The organism is Pseudomonas sp. K2I15, from assembly GCF_002204795.1.
GTDB lineage: Bacteria > Pseudomonadota > Gammaproteobacteria > Pseudomonadales > Pseudomonadaceae > Aquipseudomonas.
On sequence record NZ_NIXO01000003.1, the window covers coordinates 20,351 to 41,631 of the forward strand.

Below are 21,281 nucleotides of genomic sequence, written 5' to 3' on the forward strand. Positions count from 1 at the left end.
ATCAGTCAGCAACCACTCAACGCCACCTGCGGACGCTCACCTGCAAAGAAGAACGGCCGCAAACGCACGCCCACGCTGTTGCCGATAAACGCCGCCACCAACCACACCCAGCCATGCAGGCTGCCCGAGGCAATCCCACTGAAGTACGCGCCGATATTGCAGCCGTACGCCAGGCGCGAGCCGTAACCCAACAGCAACCCACCGATCACCGCGGCGAACAGCGAGCGCGCCGGAATCTTCAGGCTTGGGGCAAAACGTCCTGCGAGGCCCGCCGCCAACAGCGCACCAAGGATGATGCCAATGTCCATCACGCTGGTGATGTCTTCCCACACCGGCGCTGCCAGGGCTTTGGCATTGCCCGGCATTTGCCAGAACACCCAGCTGCCCACGTCCACGCCCAGCCCGCTGGCGACCTTGGCACCCCACAGGGCGAACGCCGAAGTAATGCCCCACGGCCGCCCGGCCAGTGCCAGGGTGGCGTAGTTGAGCAGGGCCAGGCCAATCGCGCCCCACACCAATGGCCACGGCCCGCGCAGGAAGCGGCGCAGGCCCTGGTGTTCGCTGGTGACGCCGGCTTCGAGTTGCCCGTGACGGCCTTTTTCGAGGCGCACGGTGACTGCCGCGATGATCGCGAACACCGCCAGGCTCAACAGCAACGCCGGCACGACGCCGAAGCTTTTGACGATGGAAACCGCCGGGAACGAAGGAAGGGCAAACCACCAGTCGACGTGGTGAGTCGCGATCAACGAACCGCAGATAAAGAAGAACAAGGTCACCAGCATGCGCGCGTTACCACCGCCCACCGTGAACAGGGTGCCGGACGCGCAGCCGCCGCCCAATTGCATGCCGATGCCGAAGATGAATGCACCGAACACCACCGAAACCCCGGCCGGTGCCACCAGCCCGACCACGGGCTGGCCGAACAACGTGCCTGCCCCCAGCGCGGGGAAGAACAGCACCACGGCAATCGCCAGCATCACCATCTGCGCACGCAAACCCGCGCCACGCCGATCGGTGATAAATACCCGCCAGGCCGAGGTAAAGCCGAAAGCCGCGTGGTACAGCGTCAAGCCCAGCGCCGCGCCGACCACCAGCAACAGCACCTGGCGACCGCCGACGCTGTTTTGCAGGAAGGCGGCGCCCAGCAGCAGGATGACAAATGCCAGGAGTGGCGCGACCGGCTTGCGCGTAGGGGTTGTCGAGAGGGAAAGGCTCATCGGGAATCTCGTTTCGTGTGCTGTGGGTTAGAGGCGAGGGGCCGAGTATAAACCTCGCGCTCACCCACGGGGCCTTGAAAAGCGACGCCAGCTTCAACCATTTTTATCTACCGTGGCTGGTTTGGAGGGCGCGTGGGCCCGTCCTGCGATTGAATTTCGTCGCAAGAATCGGATAGCGAAGAGTGCCCGGTTTCTCTCTTATGGAAGCTCCTATCAAGAGGTGTTCATCATGGATTTTCGCATCACGGGTCTTTCACCCGACTCATTCCGTACGCTGTTTGGATTGTCCGACGAGGCGCTGGCATCACGTGGGGTAAAACGTTATCTCGTCGACAGTAAGCCGGGATTTCCTGATCGGATAGAGATGAAAGACGCCGAGCTGGGGCAAAGCATGCTGTTACTGAACCACGTCTGTCAGCCGGCCAGCACGCCTTACCGCGCCTCACACGCGATTTTCATACGAGAGGGCGCCGTGCACACTTACGATGCCGTTAACCAGGTGCCTGAGGTGATGCGAATCAGGCTACTGTCGCTTCGGGCTTATTCCGAGGATGGGATGATGCTTGATGCCGATGTGGCTGAAGGGCAGGCGATAGAGCCTTTGATCAGCCGGATGTTGGCCAATCCGCAGGTGAGTTACATTCACGTTCACAACGCGAAGCGGGGTTGTTACTCGGGCCGGATAGATCGGGCCTGAGGATGTGTCAGGTACACCTCCAGCGGCATGCCACGTCGTCGGTAATGACGACGCGGCGTGCCATGGCCTGGCTTACTTACGGTTCAGCCACACCGTCTGCGCATTGCAGAATTCCCGCACACCGAAGTGCGACAACTCCCGCCCAAACCCACTCTTTTTCACACCACCAAACGACACCCGAGGGTCGGACACGCTGTAGGCGTTGATGAAGATGCCGCCGGTTTCCAGTTGGTTGGCGATGTGGCGTGCCTTCTCCGGGTCGGTGGTGAACACGCTGGCAGTCAGGCCGAACTCACTGTCGTTGGCCAGGGCCACGGCATGGTCCGCATCGCGGGCGGTGATGATGGAGGCGACTGGCCCGAACAGTTCCTGTTTGAACGAGGTCATCTGGTCGGTGACGTTGGCCAGCACGGTGGGTGCGTAGTAGTTGCCTGCGCCTTCGACTTTATTGCCGCCCAGCAGCAAGGTGGCGCCTTCGGCCAGGGTGGCTTGCACCTGGCCGTCGAGTTCGTCTCGCAGGTCGAAGCGGGCCATTGGGCCTATGTAGGTCTCGGTGGCGGTCGGGTCGCCCATCACCAGGTTGCGGCTGGCTTCGAGGAATTTGGCGGTGAAGGCTTCCACCACGCCTTCCTCGATGATCAGGCGCTTGGCGGCGGCGCACACCTGGCCGGAGTTCTGGAAGCGGCCGATCAGGGCGGCTTGCACGGCTTCGTCGAGGTTGGCGTCGTTGAGCACGATGAACGGGTCGGAGCCGCCCAGTTCCAGTACACATTTCTTCAGCGCGGCACCGGCCTGGGAGCCGATGGCCATGCCGGCGCGTACGCTGCCGGTGAGGGTCACGGCGGCGATGCGCGGGTCGGCGATGGCTTTGGACACGCCGTCGGGGGTGACGTTGATCACTTCGAACAGGCCGTCGGCGAAGCCTGCGCGCTGGAAGGCTTGTTTCATCAGGTATGCGCTGCCCATCACGTTAGGCGCGTGTTTGAGCACGTAGGTGTTGCCGCTGAGCATGGTCGGCACGGCACCGCGCAGTACTTGCCACACCGGGAAGTTCCACGGCATCACGGCGAGGATCGGGCCCAGCGGGCGGTATTCGATTTGCGCGGTGCCGTTGTCCACCAAGGTGGCTTCCGGGGCGAGCATGGCCGGGCCGTGGGCGGCGTACCATTCGGCGAGTTGCGCACATTTTTCGATTTCGCCACGGGCCTGGGCGATGGGTTTGCCCATTTCCTGGGTGATCATCTGGGCCATTTCTTCAGCCTGGTCGCGCAGGGTGCTGGCCAGGGCCAGCAGCAATTCGGCGCGCTGGGCAACCGGGGTGTTGCGCCCGTTGCGGAAGGCAGTGATGGAGCGGGTGAGGGCGGCATCCAGCTGCGCCTCGGTTTCGTACGGGTAGCTGGCGACCGTTTCACCGTTGGCGGGGTTGATCGACAAGGCGTGGGTCTGGGAAGAAATGGGGTTCATGGCACCGTCCTGCGCAGTGAATGGGATGGAGGCCAGCGTACGGGGCTGTATCTTTTTCGGAAACTGAATAATATTAAGCAATACATTCACGTTTGGAGAATGACTTGGATCTGGTCCAGCTGGAAATTTTCAAAGCCGTTGCCGAGCAAGGCAGCATCAGCGCCGCTGCGCAGTTGATCCATCGGGTGCCATCGAACCTGACCACGCGGATCAAGCAGTTGGAGCAGGACCTGGGCGTGGATTTGTTTATTCGCGAGAAGAGCCGGCTGAGGTTGTCGCCGGCGGGGTGGAATTTTCTCGGTTATGCGCGGCGCATTCTCGACCTGGTGCAGGAAGCCCGGGCGACGGTGGCGGGGGAGGAGCCGCAGGGCGCGTTTGCCCTGGGTTCGCTGGAGAGTACGGCGGCGGTGCGTATTCCCGCGGTGCTGGCGGCGTACAACCAGAAGCACGCCAAGGTGGAGCTGGACCTGACGACCGGGCCTTCAGGGGCGATGATCGAGGGTGTGTTGTCGGGGCGGCTGGCGGCGGCGTTTGTCGATGGCCCGGTGTTGCATGCGACGCTGGAAGGCGTGGCAGTCTTTGAGGAGGAGATGGTGGTGATTGCGCCGCTGCACCATGCGCCGATCACCCGGGGGCAGGATGTGAGCGGGGAGAGCATCTATACCTTTCGCTCGAACTGTTCGTACCGGCATCACTTCGAGCGTTGGTTTTCACAGGATGGCGCGGTGCCGGGGAAGATCTTCGAGATGGAGTCGTATCACGGAATGCTCGCTTGCATCAGCGCGGGTGCGGGGTTGGCGCTGATGCCGCGCAGCATGCTGGAGAGCATGCCGGGGTTTACGGCCGTGAGTGTGTGGCCGTTGACCGATAGCTTTCGAATTTTGAATACCTGGCTGATCTGGCGCCGGGGCACGGTGTCGCAGAGCTTGAACAGCTTTGTGCGGTTGCTGGAAGAGCGCGGCCTGAAGGCGCACTAGGTGTTGTGTGGGAGCTGTCGAGCTTTAGCGAGGCTGCGATGATGTCGGCACAGTCGACATTGATGGTGCCTGACCCACCGCTATCGCGGCCTCGCTAAAGCTCGACGGCTCCCACATTTGGTCTTTGTCAGCCGCCAAATTGCAGGGTGCCCATGGCCAGTTTGGCCATCAGGGCGCCGGCGCCGAGTTGCACCAGCCACAGCGCCAAACCGCCGAGGAACACGCCGAGGGCCACTTGCAGCACCAGGCTTTTCTGGCGCTTGATGGGGGGTGGGCGCGGGGTGAAGTGGTCCAGGTCGTCGCGGTCGGCACGCAGGTGCAGGTCGTCGTTTTTCATAGGGTACTCATGGGGAAGGGACTGTCTTGGTGTCAGTCTAGGGGTAGCGGACTGAAAGCAGCGAATTTTTAGGGGCCGTGCACTCATCTATTGAAGCAATCCACTTACCCTGTGGCGAGGGGGCTTGTCCCCCGTTGGGCTGCGCAGCGGCCCTAATTCAGGCACCGCACTTATTCAGAAAGTTCACGGTGGCAGGTTTTGGGGCCGCTGCGCAGCCCAGCGGGAGCAAGCTCCCTCGCCACATTGAGCGCGGTCCTCAGAATGAAAAAGGGGAAGCCACTGGCTTCCCCTTTTTTTGCATCACAACAGGCTTACAGCACCTGAACGATGGCTTTGGTCACCGCATCAATGTTCGCCTGGTTCAACGCCGCCACACAGATGCGGCCCGTGTCCAGGGCGTAGATACCAAACTCGCTGCGCAGGCGCGTCACTTGTTCAACGCTCAGGCCGGAGTAGGAGAACATCCCACGCTGGCGACCGACGAAGCTGAAGTCGTGGCCGGGAGCCGCCTTGGCCAGTTCAGCCACCATCTGCTCACGCATGCCGCGAATGCGCAGGCGCATTTCCGCCAGTTCCGCTTCCCACTGGGCACGCAGCTCAGGGTTGTTCAGCACCGCCGCCACAATCGCCGCGCCGTGGGTCGGCGGGTTGGAGTAGTTGGTGCGGATCACACGCTTGACCTGGGACAGGATGCGCGCGCTTTCTTCTTTGGAGTCGGTGACGATGGACAGGGCGCCCACGCGCTCGCCGTACAGCGAGAACGATTTGGAGAACGAGCTGGACACAAAGAAGGTCAGGCCCGATTCAGCGAACAGGCGCACCGCAGCGGCGTCTTCGTCGATGCCGTCGCCAAAGCCCTGGTAGGCCATGTCGAGGAACGGTACGAGGTTTTTCGCCTTGACCACGTCCAGCACTTGTTGCCAGTCGGCCGGGCTCAGGTCGACGCCGGTCGGGTTGTGGCAGCAGGCGTGCAGCACCACGATGGACTGTGGCGGCAGGGCGTTGAGGTCTTCCAGCAGGCCGGCGCGGTTTACGTCGTGGGTGGCGGCGTCGTAGTAGCGATAGGTCTGTACCGGGAAACCGGCTTTTTCAAACAGCGCCTGGTGGTTTTCCCAGCTCGGGTCGCTGATGGCGACGACGGCGTTGGGCAGCAGTTGCTTGAGGAAGTCTGCGCCGATTTTCAGGGCGCCGGTGCCGCCAACAGCCTGGGCGGTGATGACGCGGCCGGAGCTGATCAGTGGCGACTGCGCACCAAACAGCAGCTTCTGCACGGCCTGGTCGTAGGCCACAATACCGTCGATTGGCAAGTAGCCACGGGCGGCGTGTTGCGCCACTCGAATGGCTTCCGCTTCGGCAACGGCACGCAAGAGTGGAATCTTCCCCTCCTCGTTGCAGTAAACGCCCACGCCAAGGTTGACCTTGGTGGTTCGGGTATCGGCGTTGAATGCTTCGTTGAGGCCCAGGATTGGATCGCGTGGTGCCATTTCGACAGCGGAGAACAGGCTCATTTTTGCGGCAGCTCTATAGAGAGTGGAGGGACGTGTCGCGCTCCAGCCGAATGCACTAGAGCGGTGCACAAACGGGGAGCTAGTATAGAGGCCATCACTGCTCACGGCGACAGCCGAAACGGCTTTTCGGCCAAGTTTTTCGGTTTATTTACCGACCGTTAGTCTTATTGCAACATTGACGGCCCAGGGCATGTAGGACGATTGCCTTGAAACCCGTCACATTCGCCTCCACTTCTACAGCTATCATGGTTTTTTCCTGCAACCTGCGCCGAACAGTCGCGGGTCGCGGTCTTTTTCGTCCCCGCTGCTTTTTCCGGCCCCGGGGTGACTCAAGAGGTACGTTATGTCGGATTTCCAGCTAGTCACCCGCTTCGAGCCCGCCGGCGATCAACCGGAAGCCATCCGCCTGATGGTCGAGGGCATCGAGGCCGGCCTGGCGCACCAGACCTTGCTCGGGGTGACCGGCTCCGGCAAGACCTTCAGCATCGCCAACGTGATCGCCCAGGTGAACCGCCCGACCTTGGTGCTGGCGCCGAACAAGACCCTGGCCGCGCAGTTGTATGGCGAGTTCAAGGCGTTCTTCCCGAACAACGCGGTTGAGTACTTCGTTTCCTACTACGACTACTACCAGCCGGAAGCCTACGTACCATCGTCCGACACCTTTATCGAGAAAGACGCCTCGATCAACGACCACATCGAGCAGATGCGCCTGTCGGCGACCAAGGCGCTGTTGGAGCGCAAGGACGCGATCATCGTCACCACGGTGTCGTGCATCTACGGTTTGGGCAGCCCCGAAACCTATTTGAAGATGGTGCTGCACGTCGACCGCGGCGACAAACTCGACCAGCGCGAACTGCTGCGTCGCCTGACGAGCCTGCAATACACCCGCAACGACATGGACTTCGCCCGGGCGACCTTCCGCGTGCGCGGCGATGTGATCGACATTTACCCGGCGGAATCCGACCTGGAAGCGATCCGCATCGAGTTGTTCGACGATGAAGTCGAGAGCCTGTCGGCCTTCGACCCATTGACCGGCGAGGTGATCCGCAAGCTGCCACGCTTCACCTTCTACCCGAAAAGCCACTACGTAACCCCGCGTGAAACCCTGATGGGCGCCATCGAGGGCATCAAGGGCGAATTGGTGGAGCGCCTGGAATACCTGCGCGCCAACAACAAGCTGGTGGAAGCCCAGCGTCTGGAACAGCGCACCCGTTTCGACCTGGAGATGATCCTGGAGCTGGGCTACTGCAACGGCATCGAAAACTACTCGCGCTACCTCTCGGGCCGCGAGTCCGGGCAGGCGCCGCCCACCCTGTTTGACTACCTGCCGGACGACGCCTTGCTGGTGATCGACGAATCCCACGTCAGCGTGCCGCAGGTGGGTGCGATGTACAAAGGCGACCGCTCGCGTAAAGAGACGTTGGTGGAATACGGCTTCCGCCTGCCGTCAGCGCTGGATAACCGGCCGATGCGCTTTGACGAGTTCGAAGGCATCAGCCCGCAGACGATTTTTGTCTCGGCCACGCCGGGTAACTACGAGGCCGAACATGCCGGGCGTGTGGTTGAACAACTGGTGCGCCCGACCGGCCTGGTAGACCCGCAAATCGAAATCCGCCCGGCGCTGACCCAGGTCGACGACCTGCTGTCGGAGATCGGCAAACGCGTAGCGCTGGAAGAGCGGGTGCTGGTCACCACGCTGACCAAGCGCATGTCCGAAGACTTGACCGATTACCTGGCCGACCATGGCGTGCGCGTGCGTTATCTGCACTCGGACATCGACACCGTGGAGCGCGTGGAAATCATTCGTGACCTGCGCTTGGGCGCCTTTGATGTGCTGGTGGGGATCAACCTGCTGCGTGAAGGTTTGGATATGCCGGAAGTGTCGCTGGTGGCGATTCTGGATGCGGACAAGGAAGGCTTCCTGCGTTCCGAGCGCTCGTTGATCCAGACGATTGGCCGGGCAGCGCGGAACCTCAATGGCCGGGCGATTCTGTATGCGGACCGGATTACCGGCTCTATGGAGCGCGCGATTGGCGAGACTGAGCGTCGTCGCGACAAGCAGATTGCCTACAACCTGGAACATGGCATCACGCCCAAGGGCGTGTTCAAGGACGTGGCCGATATCATGGAAGGCGCTACCGTACCGGGCTCGCGCAGCAAGAAGCGCAAGGGCATGGCCAAGGCTGCCGAGGAGAACGCCAAGTACGAAGCGGAACTGCGTTCGCCGAGCGAGATCACCAAGCGTATTCGTCAGTTGGAAGAGAAGATGTACCAGTTGGCGCGGGACCTGGAGTTTGAAGCGGCGGCGCAGATGCGCGATGAGATTGGCAAGTTGCGCGAGCGTCTGTTGGCTGTCTGATGCGCAGCGATGCAGCTTCTGTGGCGAGGGGGCTTGTTGTGGCGAGGGAGCTTGCTCCCGCTGGAGTGCGAAGCGCTCCCAGGATTTTGGGGCCGCTTCGCAGCCCAGCGGGAGCAAGCTCCCTCGCCACAGGTTATTTCAGTGGGCTTCCCCAGCCTTGAGCCCCGCCGGCAACGCCTTGGTCAACAAAATCGCCACCATGCTGATCCCCAGCGCCAACCCCACAAAGTGAAACGCATCGTTGTAGGCCATGATCTGCGCCTGCTGATGCGCTATCTCGCTCAACTTGCCCAACGCCGCCGTCTCACTCCCAAACTTCTCGGTCAACGTCGCCATCCGCTCCGCCACCTGCGGATTGGTCGGCACAATCGCCTCGCGTAAGTAATCAAAATACGTCTTGGTGCGCGCATCCAGCAGCGTCGCCAGCAACGCAATCCCGATCGCCCCGCCGAGGTTGCGCAGGATATTGAACAAGCTCGACGCCGACCCCGCGTCCTTCGGCATGATGTACGCGGTGGCAATCAACGAAATCGTGACCATGATCAATGGCTGCCCCAGTGCGCGGATGATCTGGATCCGGTTGAACTGGTCGCCGGCAAAGTCCGGGTTCAGCACCCCCGACGAAAAACTCGCCAACCCAAACAGCCCGAACCCCAGCGTGCACAGCCATTTGGGCGACACGTATTTCATCAGCTTGGGCACCAGCGGAATCAGAAACAGCTGCGGCACGCCCATCCACATGATCACTTCGCCGATTTGCAGGGCGTTGTAGTTCTGGATCTGCGCCAGGTAAAGCGGCAGCAGATAAATCGAGCCATACAACCCCACGCCCATCCCCAGGCTCGAAATACTCGACAGCCCGAAATTGCGATTGCCGAGGATGCGCAGGTTGATCAGCGGGTTGGGCTTGGACATCTGCACGATCACAAAGGTGATCAGGCTCAGCAGGGCGACGGTGCCCAGGCTGACGATCAGGCTCGATTCCAGCCAGTCCTTGCGATGGCCTTCCTCCAGGAACACCTGCAAACACCCAAGGCCCACGGCCATGGTGACGATGCCGAGATAATCGGTGCTTTTGAGCAGGTCCCAGTTGGACTCCTTTTTCTCCAGCCCGTACAGCAGCCCGGCGATCATGATCAGGCCCGGCGGGATGTTGATGTAGAAGATGTATTCCCAGCCCCAGTTCTCGGTCAACCAGCCGCCAATGGTGGGGCCAATGGACGGGGCGAAGGTGGCGGTCATGGCGAACATGGCCATGCCTTTGGCGCGGTGGTGTTCGGGCAGCTTGATCAGCGTGAGGGTGAATGCCAGCGGGATCAGCGCACCGCCGGTAAAGCCCTGCAAGGCGCGGAACACGATCATGCTTTCCAGGCTCCAGGCCATGGAGCACATCAACGAGGCGATCAGGAACCCGCCGGACACCCACACCGCCAACCGGCGCGCCGACAACAGCTGCACCAGCCAGGCAGTGAGGGGGATCATGATGATTTCGGCGACAAGGTAGGAGGTGGAAATCCACGAGCCCTCTTCCAGGGTGGCCGACAGTGCGCCCTGGATGTCCTTGAGGGAGGAGTTGGTGATCTGGATGTCGAGCACCGCCATAAAGGCGCCGAGCATCACGCTCATCACCGCAATCCAGTCGCGCCGGCTCGGTTCGCCGACTGGGGCCAGCAGTTGATCACCGGCCATCTTGCGGGTCTTTGATGTTCACTTTGACCGTCACCGACATGCCCGGGCGGATTTTGCCCTTCAGCGGGTTGTCGGCGGCGAAGGTCAGTTTTACCGGAATCCGTTGTACGACTTTGGTGAAGTTACCCGTGGCATTGTCCGGCGGCAGCAGGCTGAACTGCGCGCCGGAGGCCCCGAACAGATTGGCGACGCGGCCTTCGATCGGCGTATCGCCGTAGGCGTCAAACGTCAGCTCGGCCTTTTGCCCGGGCTGCATATGGCCGATCTGGGTTTCCTTGAAGTTGGCCTGCACCCAGATGTCCTGGTCCGGGACGATCGACAGCAGGTAGGCGCCGGCCTGCACGTATTGGCCGTTGCGCGCGGCACGCTGGCCGATCAGGCCGCTGATGGGCGCGTGGATTTCGCTGCGGGTCAGGTTCAGTTCGGCCTGGGCCAGGTCGGTCTTGGCGTTGGCGATCATCGCGTCGAGGCGCTTGATTTCGGCGTTCAGGGCGTTGACCTGCTGGCGCTGGCCCTGCAGGTCGGCCTGGGCCATGGTCACCTGGGAGCGGGCGATATGGTTGTCGGCGTCCAGGGTGGTCACCCGTTCTTCGGAGACGTAGCCGGGTTTGCGCAGGGTTTGCGCGCGGTTCAGGTCGATCTGCGAGCGGCCGAGGGTGGCCTGGCTGGAGGAGACCTTGGCTGCACCGGCGGCGATCAGGCTGGCTTGCTGGGTCAGTTTGCTCTGGGCCTGCACGCGCTCGGCTTCGCGCATGGCCAGGGCGGCGTTGGCGCGGTCGACGGCGAGGTGGAAGTCGTCGCCTTCGAGCTTGACCAGCAACTGGCCTTTTTCCACGTGTTCATTGTCACCGACCATGACCTCGACGATTCGCGCGCCAAGCTGGCTGGAGACGCGGGTGATCTCGCCCTGCACGTAGGCGTTGTCGGTGCTTTCATAAAAGCGGCCCTTGAAGAACCACTGGGCGAAAAAGCCCGCGGCAATCAAGACCACGATAAACAGGAAGATAAACAGGCGGCGTTTGAGCGGGGCAGGCATGGCGATAATGTCGGCAACAAAAGGTAATGGAATATAGCCAGCGAATGATCTGGCAAATAGCCATGGCGAGTCTTGAGACCGGAGCTTGTCTCATATGCCCTTTGTTCGCCTCCCCACGCTGGAGCCCAAGGGCTTGGGGCTGTTACCATTCGCCCCTTGTTTCATTTTCAGTTTTATCGCCAATTCGAGACCCGCCATGACCACCGTCCGCACGCGCATCGCGCCATCGCCTACTGGGGATCCCCACGTAGGTACTGCTTACATCGCCTTGTTCAACTACTGCTTTGCCAAGCAGCACGGCGGTGAATTCATCCTGCGGATCGAAGACACCGATCAACTGCGTTCCACCCGTGAGTCGGAACAGCAGATTTTCGATGCCCTGCGCTGGTTGGGCATCACCTGGGCTGAAGGCCCGGATGTCGGCGGCCCGCACGGCCCGTATCGCCAGAGCGAGCGCAGCGACATCTACAAAAAGTACACCCAGCAGTTGGTTGACATGGGCCACGCCTTCCCGTGCTTCTGCACGGCCGAAGAGCTGGACCAGATGCGCGCCGAGCAAATGGCCCGTGGTGAAACCCCGCGCTATGACGGCCGCGCGCTGCTGCTGTCGAAAGAAGAAGTGGCCCAGCGCCTGGCCGCCGGGGAGCCGCACGTTATCCGCATGAAGGTGCCAAGCGAAGGCGTGTGCGTGGTGCCGGACATGCTGCGCGGCGACGTCGAGATCCCGTGGGACCGCATGGACATGCAAGTGCTGATGAAGACCGACGGCCTGCCGACGTACTTCCTGGCCAACGTGGTGGACGACCACCTGATGGGCATCACCCACGTGCTGCGTGGCGAAGAGTGGCTGCCATCGGCGCCGAAGCTGATCCTGCTCTACGAATACTTCGGCTGGGAACAGCCGCAGTTGTGCTACATGCCGCTGCTGCGTAACCCGGACAAGAGCAAGCTGTCCAAGCGCAAGAACCCGACCTCGGTGACCTTCTACGAGCGCATGGGCTTCATGCCGGAAGCGATGCTCAACTACCTGGGCCGCATGGGCTGGTCGATGCCGGACGAGCGCGAGAAGTTCTCGCTGCAGGAAATGGTCGATAACTTCGACCTGTCCCGCGTGTCCCTCGGCGGGCCGATTTTCGACGTCGAGAAGCTGTCGTGGCTCAACGGCCAGTGGCTGCGTGACCTGCCGGTGGAAGAGTTCGCCAGCCGCGTGCAGCAGTGGGCGTTGAACCCCGAGTACATGATGAAGATCGCGCCGCTGGTGCAGGGCAGGGTGGAGACGTTCAGCCAGGTCGCACCGTTGGCGAGTTTCTTCTTTGCCGGTGGCGTGAACCCCGACGTGAAGCTGTTTGAGTCGAAAAAGCTCTCGGGTGACCAGGTTCGCCAGTTGATGCAGCTGATTTTGTGGAAGCTCGAAAGCCTGCGCCAGTGGGAGAAGGATGCAATCACCGCGACCATCCAGGCGGTGGTTGAATCCCTGGAATTGAAACTGCGCGATGCCATGCCGCTCATGTTTGCCGCGATCACCGGGCAGGCCAGTTCGGTGTCGGTACTCGACGCGATGGAAATCCTCGGCCCGGACCTGACCCGTTTCCGCCTGCGCCAAGCCCTTGATTTGCTTGGTGGTGTGTCGAAGAAAGAAAACAAGGAATGGGAAAAGCTGCTGGGCGCTATCGCTTAAGCCCGCTGTTGTAACGGCCAAACCCCGGTTTTCCGGGGTTTAGTCGGTAAGTGATTGTTATCTCGGCAAAAAATTTTGAAATTTGTTAAAAATAAATTTGACACGTTTCCAATACGCCATTAAGATTCGCCCCGTCCTCACCGACGAGGGGCTATAGCTCAGCTGGGAGAGCGCTTGCATGGCATGCAAGAGGTCAACGGTTCGATCCCGTTTAGCTCCACCAATTTACAGGTTCAAGGTCTGGCCACACCGTCTTTGAATCGATCAGGTCTCAGCTCTGATCACGTTGTATAGAAGGTTTGTGTCCCCTTCGTCTAGTGGCCTAGGACACCGCCCTTTCACGGCGGTAACAGGGGTTCGAGTCCCCTAGGGGACGCCAGTTTCAACAAGCAGCTCGCAAGGTCTGCTGCGCCGCGAGGCGAAAAATCCGGGGCTATAGCTCAGCTGGGAGAGCGCTTGCATGGCATGCAAGAGGTCAACGGTTCGATCCCGTTTAGCTCCACCAATTTACAGGTTCAAGGTCTGGCCACACCGTCCTTGAATCGATCAGGTCTCAGCTCTGATCAGTGTATAGAAGGTTTGTGTCCCCTTCGTCTAGTGGCCTAGGACACCGCCCTTTCACGGCGGTAACAGGGGTTCGAGTCCCCTAGGGGACGCCACGATTACCCGCTCTGCGGGATTTTTAAGGGTCATTCAATTATTGAATGGCCCTTTTGTTTGTCTGGCGTTTGGCCAATCCTCCTTCCTTTTCCCAAAATGTTCTTCTGACCAATGGTCATGCCGGTGGCTTGCGAAATATTATTATGGTAATAATATTCGAAGCATGAGATTCGGAGGCAACGATGAACGATAAAAAAGCGCAAACCCGCGAACGTATTCTGCAAGCTGCCGGCGCCGCCCTGGTGCAGCGCGGCCCGGCCGAGCCGAGTGTGGGCGAAGTGATGGGCGCGGCGGGGCTGACCGTCGGTGGTTTCTACGCGCACTTTGAAAGTAAAGATGCACTGATGCTGGAGGCCTTCACCGAGTTGCTGGCCCGGCGTCGCGCAGCCGTTGATGACATGGACTCATCGCTGACCGGTGAAGAGCGTCGCGCGCTGGTCGCAGCGTTCTACCTGTCGCGTAAACACCGTGACTCCACCACCCAGGCGTGCCCGATTCCGTCCACGGTGGGCGAGATGAGCCGCTTGCCGGATGAGTTCCGCCAGGCCTTGAACGAACACTGCGAGCTGATGGCTGCGCAACTGGCCGCCAGCCCTGAAGACACCGACAAGGCCCTGGCCGACATGGCGCTGATGATCGGCGGCTTGTCGCTGGCCCGCGCCTTGGGCCCGGGTGAGTTGTCGGACCGTGTGTTGCGTGCGGCCAAGTCCGCAGTGCGTTAAGAACGGCTTCTGGCCTGGGGAATAAGCGATGGGCACGTTGAAATGGATTCGTGGCGTCAATGGCACCTTGGGCCGGCTGGCGCCGCGTACTGTTGCCAGCAAGATGCGTCGGGCGTTCATGACGCCTCGCGATTTGCCGCCCCGTGACTGGGAGCTGCCGCTGCTGGCGCAATCGGAGCGCATCACCTTGCGTTTCGGCCTGTCGGCGCTGAAGTGGGGCCAAGGGCCTGCGGTGCTGTTGATGCACGGTTGGGAAGGACGGCCAACGCAGTTCGCCAGCTTGATCACGGCGCTGGTGGAGGCGGGTTATTCGGTGGTTGCCCTGGACGGTCCGGCCCACGGGCGTTCGCCGGGGCGCGAAGCCCATGTGCTGCTGTTCGCTCGCGCCATGCTGGAGGCGGCGGCCGAACTGCCACCATTGCATGCGGTGGTCGGCCACTCCATGGGCGGCGCCAGCGCGATGTTGGCGGTGCAGTTGGGGTTGCGCACCGAGGCATTGGTCAGCATCGCCGCACCCTCGCGGTTTCTCGACGTACTGCGCGGCTTCGCCGGCATGGTCGGTTTGCCGGCACGAGCGCGTTCGGCGTTTATCCAGGAGGTCGAGTTGACGATGGGCATGCCGCTCAAGCACCTCGACGTGGCCCACTATCAAATGAATATCCCGGGCCTGATCGTGCATGCCGAGGACGACACCTTCGTCTCGGTCAAAGCCTGTCAGGTCATCCATGACGCCTGGTTCGACAGCCGCCTGCTGCGCCTGGAGCAGGGCGGGCACCAGAAGGTGCTGGCAGACCCGCGCGTGATCGAAGCCGTACTGGCGCTGCTGGCCGGCCGCCACGTAGCGGAGCGCCAAACCGCCTGAACCATGGGTTACACTGCTCGCCGCCGACATTAATCGACCGGGAGCAGCGCATGGGCTGGGATTTGGCAACGCCGTTTATCATCGATCTTCAGGTCGGTACCGAAGACATCGACGGGCTGGGGCACGCCAACAACGCCGTGTACGTGTCCTGGCTGGAACGCTGCGCCTGGCGTCACTCCCAGCGCCTGGGGCTGGACCTCACCGAGTACCGCAGGCTCGATCGCGCCATGGCCGTGGTGCGCCACGAGATCGATTACCTCGCGGCAGGCTACGAAGGCGACGAGCTGCAGTTGGCGACCTGGATCGTCGACTGGGACCAGCGCCTTAAAATGACCCGACGCTTCCAACTGGTACGCCCGCGTGACGGCGCCACCTTGCTGCGGGCGCAAACCACTTTTGTCTGCATTGAGCTGTCCAGCGGCAAGCCCAAGCGCATGCCGTCGGAATTTCTCGAGGGTTATGGCCCGGCGCTGCAAGGCGAGTTACCCGCCGGCGTCTGAAACCCGTAAACTGCGCCACGTTTTTCGTTGAGTGTTTTCCATGCAAATTGCTTTGGCGCCCATGGAGGGGTTGGTCGACAACATCCTGCGGGACGTGCTGACCCAGGTCGGCGGTATTGATTGGTGCGTGACCGAGTTCATCCGGGTCAACGACCGCCTGCTGACGCCTGCCTACTTCCACAAACTCGCCCCCGAGTTGCTGCACGGTGCCAAAACCGCTGCCGGCGTGCCGCTGCGCGTGCAATTGCTGGGTTCAGACCCGGTGTGCCTGGCGGAAAACGCGGCTCTTGCCTGTGAGCTGGGTTCGCAGGTGATTGACCTCAACTTCGGTTGCCCGGCCAAGACCGTCAACAAGTCTCGTGGCGGTGCGGTGCTGCTCAAGGAGCCGGAGCTGCTCAACCAGATCGTCGAACACGTGCGGCGTGCAGTGCCGGCGCATATTCCGGTCACTGCCAAGATGCGCCTGGGCTTCGATAGCCCGGACGGCGCCCTGGTGTGCGCCACGGCCCTGGCCGAAGGCGGCGCGGCGCATATCGTGGTGCACGCCCGCACCAAAACCGACGGCTACAAGCCGCCGGCGCATTGGGAGTGGATCCCGCGAGTGCAGGAGGTGGTCAAGGTGCCGGTGTTCGCCAACGGCGATATCTGGAGCGTTGAAGACTGGCGACGCTGCCGCGAGATCAGCGGCGTCGAAGACATCATGCTCGGTCGCGGCCTGGTGGCCCGTCCGGATCTTGCCCGGCAGATTGCCGCTGCGCGTGCTGGCGAAGAGGTAGAGGAGATGACCTGGGCGCAGATGCAGCCGATGCTCCAGGAGTTCTGGCGGCAGTCGGTGGAGCAGTTGACTGAGCGCCAGGCGCCGGGTCGTTTGAAGCAGTGGTTGGCGATGCTCACTCGCAACTATCCCGAGGCGGTGGAATTGTTCACCCTGATGCGTAGGGAGACAGACCTGGAGCAGGTCGGACGTTTGTTGGGTATGCCCGATCCGTCGGCGCAAGCGAGCCTTGAAAAATCCGGATCATATATATAGACGTTTCATCCCGTTATTGAAGGGCGCCAAGGGCGCCCTTTTTTATGTCCGAAAAGTGGTGCGTGCGATGGAACGCGGCAGTTTTTGGTTGGCTAGTTATATGTCTAAAATTTTTACGATGCAGTGTGGTGTCTTGGTATGTGTAAGTAAGTTGGTTAATTGCATTTATTTAATACCGGATTTATAGCGATTTGGTTGCGCAGTACGCCGTGGGTTACTTGCGCGTGCGCCAACTAACATAAGTGCGGACTATTAACGCCTGGCAGTGATTTCACCACGTTTCGCAGAACGCTGTCTGTTGCCTTATGTGTCTAGGGTGTTCTCGCTTGAGGCGAGGTGGAATACCACTTTCTCTTGAAAGTCCATAGGAGAATGTCTCGTTTTTCCTAATGGTTTCCTTGTATGAGGGCCGATTATCGGAACTCAATGGCCTCGCGCCCCACGAAAGTAGGGAGTGTGAGGCAGTCATGATTGTTTCCAACTCTAAATGACGACAATCGCACCCAGGGCACGCCAAAGGCTTGTGGGTCGCTGAATAAGGATAACTGTATGTCTAACGTATCGATTAATAACACTGTCCCTATGAGCAATGACTATCGTCCGCTGGAGCGGGAAGCACCGGTGCTGAACAAGACACGTGATACACCGTTGTCGCCCAGTGTTGCTCATACAGTCTTGCGTGATAACGGCGTCGTGCTAAAAGATGGAAATGTTACGCTGAACAAGGACGCCGTGGAGCGGTTATTACAGCTATTTGAATATGTCTTCAAAGCGATACGAAGCCTGTTAACAACCCAAGGCACAATGCCTAAGGTGACACCCGATCCCGCTCCGTTGCCTAAAGCCGGGCAAGACGCCGGCACGCAGTCGAAGGTAACGCCAGAGGCCAACCCTCAAGCAAAACCGATCCCAACTCCAGCACCCGTTGTGGGTACAGATACCACAGTGAAGCCGAAAGTGACCCTTGAGACCACATCGCCGAAAGTAATCCCAGGTGTTGTGCCTGGAGTAAAGCCGGAAAGGGCGCCGGAGAACAGGCACACGCCGGAAGTGAATGTGACGGTTCAGGTTAACTGCCACTGTCCTCATCCAGAAGCCGAAGTTGCACCGCGCCCCCCGGTTAAACCTCAGGCTGATGGCAATATTCTGGTCGGTCCCAAGCCACCCTTAGACGCAGAAGCCAAGCCGGTAGTGGTTCCGCGGCCAGCGGTAAAGTCTGAAACAGACACAAAAGCCCCACACGTTCCCAAGCCAGCAACGCCTCAGGTAATACCCGATAAACCAACGCCAGCGCCAGATTTGACATCCCCGGGACCGGCTGACGACCGTTTGGTTGATAGCGCCAATAAGCGTAACCGCCCCCGCCCCGACACCCATTGGAATACTGATGCTGGTCGCCGCACACGGGCGTAAGTTAGAAACGTTTTTTACAGCGTCTTAATAATTGCAACGGCTCCCCGGCGACTAAAAGTCTGGGGAGCACTTGATAGTGGGTGAATATATGTCTTATCTATCGATTAATAATGCAGTTGCGGTAAGGGATGAGTATCGTCAAGTAGCGTCGAATCCTGCGCAGGCGGTGAGCAACGCCCCTGCAACAGTTAGTGTTGGCGCACATCATCATGTGTCACGCACTGATGAGGGGCGAAGTGGTTACCGTGATACGGCAGACAGTTCGCTGTTACTCACGAAGTTGCTTGATATGTTTACGCAGTTTTTTACCCAACTGCAAAGCCTGCTGTCGGACACGCGCAGTAAAGTAACGCCCGATGTAGCGCCGACGCCCCAGCCCCGCGTGATGCCCAAGCCCGAACTACCACTCCCGCAATCCAGGGTAAGTCATCTTCCTGACTTATCCACCAAGCGTAACGGGGCTAAACCAGATGATATCTGGGGCGGCTTTCGCCAAGGGCCTGATGGTAATTGCGTGACCATTTCGGCGATCAAGGCGGCAATGGCGAAATTCGGTCAAAGCCCCACTGATATTTTCAAATCGGTTGAAACCGTCGGGGACGGTTATCAAGTCGTGATGCGCGATGGATACAAGCTGAACTTGAAGAAATCGGAGTTAACCCACGCCATACGCGGTTCAAAGTTTGTCTTGATGCGCGATCCGGGGATGCTCAAGGACGCACACTTTCTATTCGCCGTCAGTGCCAAGCGGGCGCAACTTGAAAACAATGATGGACGTGCGTCGCGAAGCTTTGATGCAGCCGTACGAAGCCTTAATGATGGTGAAGATGAAAGGGGGGCTGGGGAAGGGTTCTTGCGATTGGGCTTAAAGAGCCACATGAAGAAAGTCCCGGTCAGTGCATTTAGTGATAAGTCGCTGATTGGCATGGTCAACCGGAGCGCCCATTCGGTGGCGATCATTGATGGCTGTGAAGAACTATATGGAAGAAAAAGCGGTAGGCCGCGTTTCGGTGATGCCATCGCATTGGTCTGATCTCCGTTGACTGCTTGCAATTTATTTTGGAAACCTGCAATGAATATCTCTACATCTGCTTTTTCTATTGGTGATTTTGTCGCGCTTAGGGTGCACGATTTTTCTGGCTTGGTGCCGATGGCTACACCGTTAGTTGGCGGTGGGGCGGGCGAGGATGTGCTCGCCCAGATTTTAAATGGATTTAATGCGAGTGAGCGAAAGTTTGCCGAGTACTTTGATACCAGCACCCATGCCGCCGTTATTAAAATGCTGATGATGAAGTTCGGCCAGGCGCCAACGAATATGTTCAGGGCAGTAAATCGCGTCGGTGAAGGTTACGATGTCATCATGAAAGACGGTTATGCGCTGCATCTCTCTGACCGCGAGTTACAGCGCACAGGTGCTGCGTCGAGGTTTACCGGTCATGACGGTGAAATGATAAAAGACGCAAACTTCGCGCTGGCGGTGTTTGTGAAACGCAAGCAACTTTCCAGTGCAGACGGCGGCGTTACCCCAAGTTTTGATGCCGTACTGAGCCATTCCCTGGAGGGGGAAACGACATTCAATATGTTGAAGGGCATGGGCATGGCGGCTTTTATGCACAGGGTGTCCTTGGAGGATGCCAAGCTCGCGGCGTTTGCTGTGATGGAGACTAATAGTTTCGGAAGTGCCTTGGTGCACAATGAGGTTGCGCATGGTTTTGGTCGCAAGCTACGCGTTGATCGCTCGCACCTGTATGTATTGTCCGATCCGGACAAACCCGATGTTAAACCTCGTCCGGTAGTTGATTCTGCTGCCGGCAGGTCCATCCAAAGAAACGCCCAGAAGCCGACCGTTGTTTTAACGGGGTTTGATGCGGTTGAGAGAAAGTTTGGCGAGTTTTTTGACCTCAGCAGTCATGCCTCGGTTATCAAAATGATGATGATGCGTTTTGGCCAAAGCCCAGCGGATATGTTTGAAAAACTGGTCGCGGCGGGGGACGGGTATGACATTACGATGAGGGATGGTTTTGAACTGCATCTTTCAGCGCAGGAGCTAACGCAGACGACTGAGGCATCCCGCTTTGCTGGCAGTGAAAAGGGCATCATGCAGGACGCTAACTTCATGTTGGCGGCGTATGCAAAGCGCAAGCAAATCATGAGTACCGACCCCGCGATTAACAGACGATTTGATAGCGCCCTGGCAAAGACCCTCAACGGAGATTCCGTTTACAACGTGTTGAAGGGCATGGGCATGATCGGCTTCCTGCGGATTGTTCCACCCAGCAAGATTCAGGAAAAGGGGGCTGTTTCGGTAGTGGATGGTTATCACGGGTCAGGTGCATTTGTGCTGGATGGGGTAAAGCACCGCCATGGGAACAAAGAGGCAGTAGGCCGAGTGTGGGGCTACATGCTTGCCCAGGGCATACCTGCCGAGTCGACCATTGACTCAGCGGGCAAAACGGCAAAGATCTCTGACGTGCCAATAGGTGTGCAGCCTGCCAACATCTGGTCCGGGTTTTATCAAGGGTTCGAGGGTAATTGCGTGACGGTGTCTGCGATCAAGGCGGCAATGATGAAGTATGGCCAAAACCCACTAGGCATCTATAAAAGCATCACTGAGACGACTGAAGGTTACTCCGTGACCATGCGTGATTCCTGCACCGTACGCTTGACCCATGCGGAGCTTGAGCAAGCCAAAAAAAGTGCGCGATTCGCAGGCGACGACAAAGGCATGTTAAGGGACGCGATTTTTTTGTATGCGGTCAGCGCGAAGCGCGCGCAGATGGAAAATCATGAGTTTCGTGCCGCAGAGGGTTTTGAGACCGCCATGGAAACGCTTAATGACGGTGAGAGCCCCGGCGATGCGCTCCGTCGTCTGGGGCTATTTGCCTTCACGCGTGGGAGTAGCGTTCAGGAGCTGGCCGAAGGGGTGACAGGCACCCTGGCGAACTTTCAGCACTCTGTGGTCGTGGTCGGTGGGGTTTTTGATGATTACGGGTTTAAACGCCAACTGAAGACCTCTGAATGGATGCGCAATGACGGCCAGGCCTTAAAGCTGGTGTAGGTTCAAAGGTGCAGAGTTTGAAGAAAGAGAGAAGTCCGATGGTGGTGGGCTGCAGATGCCCTGCAATCTGCGCC

17 protein-coding genes and 4 tRNA genes are annotated in these 21,281 nt (G+C 59.6%); 15 read left to right on the forward strand and 6 right to left on the reverse strand.

From position 1 onward, the window contains the following. Positions 1–5: 5 nt before the first annotated feature. Positions 6–1,217: a YeeE/YedE family protein gene (locus tag CEC48_RS03550; protein ID WP_088422495.1), complete on the reverse strand. Its 1,212-nt coding sequence runs from the start codon at positions 1,215–1,217 to the stop codon at positions 6–8. 229 nt (positions 1,218–1,446) lie between these two features. Here CEC48_RS03550 and CEC48_RS03555 point away from each other — a divergent pair, with 229 nt between their 5' ends. Continuing rightward, on the forward strand, positions 1,447–1,914 hold the full coding sequence (locus tag CEC48_RS03555) for a DUF1203 domain-containing protein (protein WP_088422496.1): 468 nt from the start codon (positions 1,447–1,449) through the stop codon (positions 1,912–1,914). Positions 1,915–1,986: 72 nt separating this feature from the next. Here CEC48_RS03555 and CEC48_RS03560 read toward each other — a convergent pair whose 3' ends face one another. Further along, a complete protein-coding gene (locus CEC48_RS03560; protein ID WP_088422497.1) occupies positions 1,987–3,378 on the reverse strand; it encodes an aldehyde dehydrogenase family protein in 1,392 nt (463 codons plus the stop codon). 104 nt (positions 3,379–3,482) lie between these two features. Here CEC48_RS03560 and CEC48_RS03565 point away from each other — a divergent pair, with 104 nt between their 5' ends. Next, positions 3,483–4,355, forward strand: a complete 873-nt coding sequence (locus CEC48_RS03565; RefSeq protein WP_088422498.1) for a LysR family transcriptional regulator — start codon at positions 3,483–3,485, stop codon at positions 4,353–4,355. Between the two features lie 127 nt (positions 4,356–4,482). On the opposite strand, the gene CEC48_RS03570 is transcribed toward CEC48_RS03565, so the two are convergent. Both CEC48_RS03570 and CEC48_RS03575 read right to left on the reverse strand, forming a co-directional pair. Then, positions 4,483–4,692 (reverse strand): hypothetical protein, encoded by a 210-nt coding sequence (locus tag CEC48_RS03570; RefSeq protein ID WP_088422499.1) that lies wholly within the window; start codon positions 4,690–4,692, stop codon positions 4,483–4,485. A 311-nt stretch (positions 4,693–5,003) separates the two neighbouring features. Continuing rightward, positions 5,004–6,200, reverse strand: a complete 1,197-nt coding sequence (locus CEC48_RS03575; RefSeq protein ID WP_088422500.1) for an amino acid aminotransferase — start codon at positions 6,198–6,200, stop codon at positions 5,004–5,006. Between the two features lie 343 nt (positions 6,201–6,543). Between CEC48_RS03575 and uvrB the strand changes: the two genes are divergently transcribed. Next, on the forward strand, positions 6,544–8,559 hold the full coding sequence (uvrB, locus tag CEC48_RS03580; protein ID WP_088422501.1) for an excinuclease ABC subunit UvrB: 2,016 nt from the start codon (positions 6,544–6,546) through the stop codon (positions 8,557–8,559). Positions 8,560–8,697: 138 nt separating this feature from the next. Here uvrB and CEC48_RS03585 read toward each other — a convergent pair whose 3' ends face one another. Together CEC48_RS03585 and CEC48_RS03590 are read right to left on the reverse strand one after the other, a co-directional pair. Continuing rightward, positions 8,698–10,188: an MDR family MFS transporter gene (locus tag CEC48_RS03585; RefSeq protein ID WP_176438664.1), complete on the reverse strand. Its 1,491-nt coding sequence runs from the start codon at positions 10,186–10,188 to the stop codon at positions 8,698–8,700. Positions 10,189–10,237: 49 nt separating this feature from the next. Next, the gene (locus CEC48_RS03590; protein WP_088422503.1) at positions 10,238–11,284 is read right to left on the reverse strand and encodes an HlyD family secretion protein; all 1,047 of its coding nucleotides are present in this window, start codon (positions 11,282–11,284) and stop codon (positions 10,238–10,240) included. Positions 11,285–11,480: 196 nt separating this feature from the next. Here CEC48_RS03590 and gltX point away from each other — a divergent pair, with 196 nt between their 5' ends. From gltX to CEC48_RS03645, 12 genes are all read left to right on the forward strand, one after another. Continuing rightward, on the forward strand, positions 11,481–12,962 hold the full coding sequence (gene gltX / locus CEC48_RS03595; protein WP_088422504.1) for a glutamate--tRNA ligase: 1,482 nt from the start codon (positions 11,481–11,483) through the stop codon (positions 12,960–12,962). Between the two features lie 147 nt (positions 12,963–13,109). Next, positions 13,110–13,185, forward strand: a tRNA-Ala gene (locus tag CEC48_RS03600). 80 nt (positions 13,186–13,265) lie between these two features. Continuing rightward, positions 13,266–13,341, forward strand: a tRNA-Glu gene (locus CEC48_RS03605). A 50-nt stretch (positions 13,342–13,391) separates the two neighbouring features. Continuing rightward, positions 13,392–13,467: transfer RNA gene (locus CEC48_RS03610), tRNA-Ala, on the forward strand. A 78-nt stretch (positions 13,468–13,545) separates the two neighbouring features. Further along, a tRNA-Glu gene (locus tag CEC48_RS03615) sits at positions 13,546–13,621 on the forward strand. A gap of 183 nt (positions 13,622–13,804) precedes the next feature. Next, positions 13,805–14,344 (forward strand): TetR/AcrR family transcriptional regulator, encoded by a 540-nt coding sequence (locus CEC48_RS03620; RefSeq protein WP_088422505.1) that lies wholly within the window; start codon positions 13,805–13,807, stop codon positions 14,342–14,344. A 28-nt stretch (positions 14,345–14,372) separates the two neighbouring features. Then, positions 14,373–15,206 (forward strand): alpha/beta hydrolase, encoded by an 834-nt coding sequence (locus CEC48_RS03625; RefSeq protein ID WP_088422506.1) that lies wholly within the window; start codon positions 14,373–14,375, stop codon positions 15,204–15,206. A gap of 50 nt (positions 15,207–15,256) precedes the next feature. After that, on the forward strand, positions 15,257–15,706 hold the full coding sequence (locus tag CEC48_RS03630; protein ID WP_088422507.1) for a thioesterase family protein: 450 nt from the start codon (positions 15,257–15,259) through the stop codon (positions 15,704–15,706). 40 nt (positions 15,707–15,746) lie between these two features. Continuing rightward, the gene (locus CEC48_RS03635) at positions 15,747–16,736 is read left to right on the forward strand and encodes a tRNA-dihydrouridine synthase (RefSeq protein ID WP_088422508.1); all 990 of its coding nucleotides are present in this window, start codon (positions 15,747–15,749) and stop codon (positions 16,734–16,736) included. A 549-nt stretch (positions 16,737–17,285) separates the two neighbouring features. Then, positions 17,286–18,149, forward strand: coding sequence for a hypothetical protein (locus tag CEC48_RS30855; protein ID WP_141099646.1), 864 nt, complete (start codon positions 17,286–17,288; stop codon positions 18,147–18,149). 76 nt (positions 18,150–18,225) lie between these two features. Then, positions 18,226–19,182: a hypothetical protein gene (locus CEC48_RS03640; RefSeq protein WP_256579662.1), complete on the forward strand. Its 957-nt coding sequence runs from the start codon at positions 18,226–18,228 to the stop codon at positions 19,180–19,182. A gap of 39 nt (positions 19,183–19,221) precedes the next feature. Continuing rightward, positions 19,222–21,207, forward strand: a complete 1,986-nt coding sequence (locus tag CEC48_RS03645) for a hypothetical protein (RefSeq protein WP_256579664.1) — start codon at positions 19,222–19,224, stop codon at positions 21,205–21,207. Positions 21,208–21,281 lie beyond the last annotated feature (74 nt).